5 protein-coding genes and 2 pseudogenes are annotated in these 8,614 nt (G+C 58.4%); 3 read left to right on the top strand and 4 right to left on the bottom strand.

The features are described from left to right. Window positions 1–21 precede the first annotated feature (21 nt). From HDC35_RS17765 to HDC35_RS19975, 3 genes and pseudogenes are all read left to right on the top strand, one after another. Window positions 22–781: pseudogene (locus tag HDC35_RS17765) on the top strand (IS5 family transposase). A gap of 84 nt (window positions 782–865) precedes the next feature. After that, window positions 866–1,168 (top strand): annotated as a pseudogene (locus tag HDC35_RS17760) (alkylphosphonate utilization protein); the annotation flags it as partial. A gap of 138 nt (window positions 1,169–1,306) precedes the next feature. After that, a complete protein-coding gene (locus tag HDC35_RS19975) occupies window positions 1,307–1,435 on the top strand; it encodes a fibronectin type III-like domain-contianing protein (RefSeq protein ID WP_184648709.1) in 129 nt (42 codons plus the stop codon). On the opposite strand, the gene HDC35_RS17750 is transcribed toward HDC35_RS19975, so the two are convergent. From HDC35_RS17750 to HDC35_RS17735, 4 genes are all read right to left on the bottom strand, one after another. Beyond that, entirely contained in the window at window positions 1,428–3,002 is a 1,575-nt protein-coding gene (locus HDC35_RS17750; RefSeq protein ID WP_260397819.1) for a GH39 family glycosyl hydrolase, read from the bottom strand. The genes HDC35_RS19975 and HDC35_RS17750 overlap by 8 nt on opposite strands. Window positions 3,003–3,030: 28 nt before the next feature. Continuing rightward, the gene (locus HDC35_RS17745; protein WP_184648708.1) at window positions 3,031–3,219 is read right to left on the bottom strand and encodes a hypothetical protein; all 189 of its coding nucleotides are present in this window, start codon (window positions 3,217–3,219) and stop codon (window positions 3,031–3,033) included. Beyond that, window positions 3,212–4,717 (bottom strand): tryptophan halogenase family protein, encoded by a 1,506-nt coding sequence (locus HDC35_RS17740; RefSeq protein ID WP_184648707.1) that lies wholly within the window; start codon window positions 4,715–4,717, stop codon window positions 3,212–3,214. Before HDC35_RS17740 ends, HDC35_RS17745 begins: the two co-directional genes overlap by 8 nt. Before the next feature lie 197 nt (window positions 4,718–4,914). Beyond that, window positions 4,915–8,403: a TonB-dependent receptor gene (locus HDC35_RS17735; RefSeq protein WP_221438316.1), complete on the bottom strand. Its 3,489-nt coding sequence runs from the start codon at window positions 8,401–8,403 to the stop codon at window positions 4,915–4,917. Window positions 8,404–8,614: the final 211 nt, after the last annotated feature.

Genomic DNA, 8,614 nt, shown 5'->3' with positions numbered 1-8,614 from the left:
TCTCGGTGAGGAGCCTGAATGATGAGTGATTTGTATTGGCTGACGGACGAGCAGATGGCGCGTCTTCAGCCCTATTTTCCGAAGAGCCATGGCCGGGAGCGCGTCGATGACCGGCGGGTTTTGAGCGGCATCATCTTCGTCAACCGCAATGGGCTGAGGTGGCGCGATGCGCCGAGGGAATATGGCCCGGCAAAGACGCTCTACAATCGCTGGAAGCGGTGGAGCGACAAAGGCATCTTCATCCGCATGATGGAAGGTCTTGCGACGCCGCAGGCTCCGGATAGCAAGATGATCATGATCGACGCGACCTATTTGAAGGCCCACCGCACGGCGTCGAGCCTTGGGGTAAAATAGGGGGTCCGGGACGCCTGATCGGCCGTACGAAAGGCGGCATGAACACCAAGCTGCATGCCGTGACCGAGCGAATGGCCGTCCCATCAGCTTCTTCATGACCGCTGGCCAGGTCAGCGATTACACTGGCGCGGTAGCTTTGCTCGACAGTTTGCCCAAAGCGCAATGGATGCTCGCCGACCGGGGCTATGACGCCGACTGGTTCCGCGGCGCATTGCAGGAAAAGGGCATCACGCCCTGCATCCCGGGCCGAAAAATATGCAGCAAGACCGTCAAATACGACACGCGCCGCTACAAACGCCGCAACCGCATCGAGATCATGTTCGGTCGGCTCAAGGACTGGAGACGCGTCGCCACGCGCTACGATCGGTGCCCGAAGGCCTTCTTCTCCGCCGTAGCCCTCGCCGCTACAGTCATCTTCTGGCTCTGATCAATGAGTCCTGACCCTAGTCGCTTGCAAGATGATGGCCCCAACCCTGCCGTTCGCCCATGTCGGATACCCGATGGAGCATAAATGACCAGCGACGATGATTATGTCTATGACGAGGAAAACGGCGAGTGGATGCCGGCGTCCGAACTTGCGGCCCGAAGAGCAGCTGCCGGGCATGTCGAGGTGCGCGACGCAGTCGGGAACATCCTCCAGCACGGAGATCAGGTGGTTCTCGTCAAGGATCTCGACGTCAAGGGAGCCGGCAAGACGCTCAAGGTCGGGACGGTCATCAAGTCGATCCGACTGACGGGCGATCCGCAGGAGATCGATTGCCGGCACGAAGCGATCAAGGGGCTGGTGCTGCGTGCGGAGTTTGTCCGCAAGCGCCAAGCTCTCACCGGCCGTGCGGTTGCCCCGTCCGCAGACAAGTCCCGGTCCGGATCGCCGTCTTGATTGCGCTGGGCTGGTCGTCTGACGTCCTGGGGCTGAGGCCGTACAACTTTACGCATTGCGCCCGGAACGGACGTGCCGATCCGGTCGCTGGCAGCGTTCCAGCGGGTTTTCCTGAAGGCGGGCGAGACGGGGCATGTGAGCTTCGATGTCGATCCAAAGGTGCTCAGTATGGTCCGCCGACCGGAGGCAACTGTCACATGATCTTTTCGAGTTTCACCAGCAACACGTCGTTGGTTCGAAGCGGGATGCTGCGGCGCAACTTTCCGTTAGCGCCCACCTTGACGGTCCGGTCGATTTCGGGGGCATCCTTCGTCAGATCCTGCAAGGTGGCGATCTGTGCGGGGGTCAGCGCGTCGGGGCGGCCCCATTCCATATACCGGGTATAGGGATCATTGGCCTTGTAACCCGTGCGATAGACCCGCAACCGGTAACTGCCGGGCACAAGCGAGGAGAGGTTCAGGTCAACCGGCGCCAGCTTCGCGGCCGGGTGGATCTTGGTGAAGAAGGGGCGATTGCTCTCCTTCTGGTCGGGGATCGTATAGTTCCAGATCACTCCGGCGAAATTGCCGCCCTCGCGCGTCAGCCAGGATTCCTGGTCGCTGTTGCGCAATTCCTGCGAGCCAAGCGCATTGAGATATTTATAGGCGAAGAAGGCGGATTTGCGGATGCCTTCGCGGTTGACGAGACCAAAGCCGCCATGGAACGCCGTGGGCGGCGGGCCGGGTTCCTCGAACAGGTCGGAATAGACCCAATAGCTCATCGACTGGGCGTCCTTTTCGGTGCCCTTCAGCTTGTTGAGGATGAACGGCGCGCTCAGATAGGCGTCGTGAATGGGATCGCGCGGATTGTAGCTGGTGCTCCATTCGGTGATGTAGAGCGGCAGGCCGGGCTTGGAAGACGCCTCGATCTCGCCGCGTACTTTCCTGATGTCGCCGATCACCGCGTCGCGATCGGGCACCAGCTTATTGTCGCCCTGACCCTTCTCGTCGAGGAAGCCGCCAGCCACGCCGTAAGTATGGGTGGCGATGAAATCGACGGGAACGTTGTTCGCTTCGGCATAAGCGATGAATTCGGGAACCCACGCCACGCCTGCGGTCGCCGGGCCGCCGACCTTCAGCGCGGGGTTCACCCCGCGTATGGCCTTCACCGTGGTCTCATAGAGCCGGAAATAGGCCTGCTTGTCCGCATTGACCCAGAAGCCGTCGAGATTGGGCTCGTTCCAAACCTCGAAGCGCCAGCTTTCCACCTCTTCCCTACCGAAATTCGCTTCCAGATTCTGGACGAAGGCGGCGATGAAATCGGACCATTTGCCCCAGTCCTTGGGCGGCGAGACATTGCCCTTCCAGTAAAAGATGGTCTGGTCTGTCGACGCCAGATCGTTGGGCATGAAGCTGACTTCGATCATGGGCTTGAAACCGGCCTTCAACACCTCGCGATAGACGTGGTTCACCCGGTCGAAATTATAAAAGGGCCGCCCGTCAATCTCGCGATAGGCATCGGTGTAGGTCGTGAAAATGCCGTGGAAGCGGATATATTTGAAACCGGTCTCGTCTTGCACCAGGCGCATCTGGTCCTGGTTTTCCTTGCGCAGCAACAAACCGGCATGACCCGAACCCACGCAATCCTGCCACGCCGTGCTCATGGGCCCGGCGATTGCGTTCATGTCGGCGGCGATGGTGCGGGCATCCTGCCCTGACGCCTGAACAGAGGTCAGCGAGAGGATCGCTGCCATCGATACGACCGTCAGTTTTCCGGCGAGAGATTTCATTGGAGAGACCTTCCATTCGTTCGCTTGGTCACATGGCGCCGACGATATGGTCGAACACGGCCGATCCAGGCTCCGAGACCATGTTGGCGACGCCCGGATCGGGGAAAAGCGCCGCGCCGTCGCCACTATAGCCGACGGTGTCGCCTAGCTTGTCGATCTCGCCGCGCTGGGGCGGAACGGTGCGGCAGGGTGATCGCCACCAAGCCATATCAAGCAAGTGTCAATTGAGGCGCCTTGCAGTGGCCTTCAATGAAATCCCGATGCGACGTGACCGCTTGCGCCGAACGCATGATCTCCTCGCGACGCAGTTTCATGCCGGTACGGATCTGCTCTAGCGGATGTATGTCGGCCGACACCGCGTAACGAGATGGTATGAGATTGTTGCCCAACAGGATGGCTACCCAGCTCGGCTCCATATAGGATTCGGATTCCCCAAGCGCGATCTGACCGCTGGCTTTCCAGACATCAAGCTTGTGCTGAAGGCTGTCTGGTATCTCCATCTCGCGGCACGCCGACCATAATGGCTCGGGACGGCGCGACAGGTAATAATGCGCGATAATGAAGTCGCGGATGCGTTCGATCTCGCATGTGGAGAGCCGATTATATTCATCGCGTAAAACGGGATCGATGGTCTTTTGGGGGAAAAATTTCAGCAGCTTCAAAACCCCCAGGACAATCAACTGTATCCCGGTCGATTCCAAAGGCTCGAGAAAGCTGGAAGCAAAACCAATCCCCACACAATTGCGGTTCCAGAACTGCTTGCGATGCCCGGAGGTAAAGCGGAACAGCCGTGGATCGGCCAGCGGTTCGCCGTCGATGCTGCCTAGCAGGGCTTCGCGCGCCGCGTCGTCGCTCCATAAATCCGAACTATAGACCATGCCATTACCGCTGCGATGTTGCAGCGGGATCGTCCATCGCCAGCCCCCGGCGTGCGCGGTGGACCGCGTGAACGGCATGGGCGCGCCGGCGCCAGCGGACGGCACGGCAAGGGCGCTGTTGCAAAGCAGCCAATGCGACCAGTCGACAAAAGGCGTGTCCAACGCCTTTCCCAGTAACTCGGACGCGAAACCGGTGCAGTCCAAAAAAAAGTCGCCGGAAACGCTATCGCCATTGGCAAGATGAATAGCGGTAATATTGCCGGACTCGCCATCCAGATCAAAGTGCGTCATCTTTCCTTCGATACGCTGCACCCCAAATTCGGTTGCGACGTCACGCAAATAGCGGGCGTATAGTGCGGCATCGAAATGATAGGCATGGTGATAGCGTGAGTTCAGCGGATCGCTCGGGGCGAAATTGTTGTTCTTCGCGACGGTATAGGCGAACGAATAATCGTCGATGGGAATATCGTCACCAGATTGCCGCATTCTCAGCCAATAATGATGGGTCGATACACCTTCGACCGGGTGACCATAATCGCTGAAGGCATGGAAATGCCGGTTTCCAGAAACGCCCCAGTCGCAGAATTCAATGCCCAGCTTGAAGGTGCCCTGGGTGCTGCGAACAAAGTCGAATTCATCGATGCCGAGCAAGGCGTTGCACTGTGCCAATATCGGGATCGTTGCCTCCCCGACGCCGATGATGCCGATTTCCTCCGATTCAACCAGCGTGATGCGCGCTTGATGAGGGTCAAGCCTCTTGGCCAGCAGCGCAGCGGCTATCCAACCCGCAGCGCCGCCGCCCAGAATGACGATATCCTGTTGACGGCCACTGTTCATAAACATGCCTCGTCATGAATGCACCCGGCGCCGTGTCTGCCTAACGGGCTTCAGGCGGATGCGGCGGAGGGATGCCGGTTAACGCACGCGCCAAGCGGCCGTGTCCGTGACATGCGACCGGCATGAGCCGGCCGCAACATAGTATTCGAAAAGAGGAAGGGCTCTTCATCAAGAAAGGCCTTCCTCTTTTCAGCTAGTCAGAAACGCATCCTTACGGACAGGTCGAAGCGCTGATCGCTGACGTTATAGTCATAGGGCTGGAACACACCAGGAATAGGCTCCTGATAGGTTCGCGAAATCGTGTTGAGCAGGTTGTTCGCGTTGAACGAGAAGGAAAGGCTGTCGGTCACCTTGAAGTCAACGCCCAGATCCAGATAACCGGCCGCTGCCATCCACGCCGGAACCATGTTGTAAACGGGCCAGGAATGATCCGCGTCAAAGTTGGTCGGGCTGGTGTTGAGCGTGTAAGGATTGCCGCCGCTCGTCGCATATGACAGCGGGTTGACGTTGGTCGAGAGCAATGCCTTGTCGCGCCAGTTGTACGCCAGACGGACATTGAGCCTGTCGCGACTGTACAGCAACTGGACGTTGTAAGCCCATTTCGACAATCCCGAATAAGGAAGATTCGGATATGTTTGCGGCACCGTGCCGTCCGGATTAAGACCACCATTGGCCGTGGCCGGGCTCAACACATGGTTGGCCTGCTGCGCGGGGTTACTGCTGTCGATGAAGGTCAAATTGCCCTCGATACCCAGCCCGCGAAACAATCCCGGCAGCTTGTCAAAGAACTTGCGACCACTGATCTCAAAGCCCTTGATATAGGCTTTTCTCGTCGAAGATTTGTTCTGCAAAAAGAGCCACGGCAAATCCAGCGTTGTCGGCGTCCCGAGCGAGGACCCGTCCGGCTGCGTGGCCGTGGACACGCCATCGGGAAATGCCAACGCCGGAATAGGAAGATTATTGGCAACGAACGAGCTGAACAGCGGATGGTCCTTGATCTGCTTGGCGAACAGATTGAGGGCGATAAAGCTGGACGACGAGGGGTAATATTCGAACGCCAGATCCTCGCTGGTGATCATGGTCGGCTTCAGGTTTGCACCGCTGTCTCTGGCAACAACCCCCGTAAGAATCCCGGGCGCTTGCGAATTGGTGGGGTTGGCAAGCGAACGAGCGTCGATGTAACCGCCCGCGCGAATGTCATTAAGATTCGGCGGAGCGGTTGACTTCGATGCCGCACCACGAATGATGAACTTGTTCGTGACATCAAACTTGATGTTCATCGAGGGTAGAACCCGGGTGTATTCATATTCGCGGGTCTGCGGAGTATACGCCTGAACGAACTTGTAGAGCGTCGGATATGCCGGCGATGTGCCCGGGTCGGCCTGTTGCGCGTTGAAATATGCCGTGCTGTCCTCTTGGGTCAGCGCCAGGGCTCCCGAGTCCGGCGTTCTCAGCAGACCGGTCGCATGCAGGGAATCGCGGAATATACGGACGCCGATATTGCCCGAAAAGGCTGGAAGGATTCCGACACGGTCGTGCGCGAAGCTGGCCTGGACATAAGCAGCTATATTCTTGATGCGGCTCTCTGTCTTGTTCAGGCCCTGATCGATATTTGCCGTCCAATACTGGTCCCGCGTTCCATCAATGATGACCCCGTTGCTGTCCCTGATGGGCACATTGCTGCCAGCTGCGGTTTGGCGCAATTGACCATTATATGTCGTAAGCAAACGGTACCAGTCATAGCTATGCATAAGCGACGAGCTGGGCACGAGAAGCTGCCCCGGAACGGACGCTTTGCCTCCAAAGAAATTCCGCATTTGGGCAACTTGATAGTCCGATGCCGGCACATTCGGGTTGGTGAGATATTGAATATTGCCTGGCCCATAATTCGGGTCATTCGGGCTATTTCCCCACTTATTCGCCGCCCACGGCTGACCAAGCGGAGCGAAATAGGTCCCCACAAAATTATCGTTCTCGGTGCGCCTTGCGGCACGGGCACCAACGGCGATCTTGCGCAGGAATCCCTCATCGCTGACCCTATATTCGAGGTCGATATTGCCTGCCAGCATCTTCCCGCGGTTCCGGGGTGCGTGATAGGCAAAATTGGCGAGATACGCCTTACTCGGATCGAGCATGCCGGCATTGGACAAGCCGGACAAGACGGGCAGCGGCCCGGTCAGGTCGACATGCATCGAATTGACCTGCGGACTGGACTGATTGAGGCCGACATACATATCTTGCCCGCTCATGCGGGAAGATACATATTGCGCGGCGCCACGCACCGCCACCCGGTCACCCGGGGTCCAGACGAAGCTCTGCGAAATATCCAGCGTGGAATTCTTACTGTGCGATACCCCCGCCGAGCCGGTGGGGTTTAACGTGGCCGCAGGGCCGCACTGCGCCAGCCGGCGACCATTCCAACCGACAGGAGGATTCGATGGATCTATATTGCCGTCCGCCGACCAGTCCCACTGAATTGTCGAGGCGGGAGCGCCATAGCTGGCACCGCAATCAAGCTGATACCAGGGGCGTAACCAGCTGACATTCTTGGTGGTGTTCGTAAAATCCACTGCCTTGCCGGTAGATCCGACCGCGAGCGTTCCCTTCCGGAAGGCGCCATTGGCGTCATATTCAACCGGACTGCCGACAGCGGGCATGACCGCGGCTGCCGCGGATGGGTTCGTGCCCAAAGCACCGGTGTTCGACTCTCTATCCTCGACATATTGCGAGAAGAATAGGGTGTTGGTCAGCGTAAGGTTCGAAGCCGGCTTCCACTGGATGGCCTGATAGGCACCGTACCGATCGCGCTTGCTCTTGCTGGTGCCCCACCTGAACGAGCTGGGAACAAGGGCAAGACCATCGTCACGCGTGGACGTCGGCACATATTCGCCAAACATGGCGCCAACCTGCATATTGCTGCTCTGTTGGTGCAGACTGCTATAGGCCACATCCCACAACACGCCAATTTCGCCAATGCCGGTATCGAAACGCTTGGAGAACAGGGCGGAAACGCGGGGCGAACTCTTCTTCGCCTGATCGCCATAACTGTTGCCAAGACTGACGTTGAACTGGGTATCGTTGAAATTGAACGGTACATGGGTGCGAAGATTGACCATGGACGCGCCGCCCTCGATCATGTCGGCACGCGACGCCTTGTAAACATCGACCCCGGCCATCAACTCTGGCGTGATTTCGTTCCAGCCGAATGAACTTGCGCCGTTGGCGCTAAACAACTGCCGCCCGTTGAGCATGCTCGAATTGAAGGGAAGGCCGCGCACGGTGATCCCCGTACCCTCGATCTGGAATGCGGTACTGCCGCCGTTTCCACCAGTGAAGCGCGAGATCGAAACACCCGACACGCGCTGAAGAACTTCGGTAATCGAATTGTCGGGAAGCCTGCCAGCCTCGTCCGCAGTCACCGAATCGACGATCGTATCGGAGTCTCTCTTGATGCTGATCGCGTCTTTCAGCGCCTGCCGCCGCGCCGTAACGATGATAGCGTCGTCGATGCTTTCTGCTTCGGGCGTGGCGGCGGGATCGGCGTCTTGCGCATAAGCGGGCACCGCCAGTCCTGCGCCACACACCGCGAGCGCAACGCCGCTGACTCCCACGGAAAATTTCTTTGCAAACATGCCGTCCGCCTCTCCCAGAATGTTAATTTGCAGTTCCGTCTTGATGCGGAACAAACTTGTCATCCTGCTATTTGTCTGACTAGTCAAGATGAAATCTGATAGCGGTAACAATGGTCCCTAAACGACTGAACAATCCCCGGTTTTGGCGGGCATATCGCGGGGTTTGGTCTGTCGACTACTGTGGCGGCCGTCTCGGCACCTGCGCGACTCGACCAGCGGCGATAGTGTCGGGGCATATCCGGGCGAAGCCCTTGCCCCCGGCGGT

It is taken from the genome of Sphingopyxis sp. JAI128 (assembly GCF_014207235.1).
Taxonomy (GTDB): Bacteria; Pseudomonadota; Alphaproteobacteria; order Sphingomonadales; family Sphingomonadaceae; genus Sphingopyxis.
Note: the sequence above shows the minus strand (reverse complement) of the source record. Positions and strands in the feature narration are given on the sequence as shown.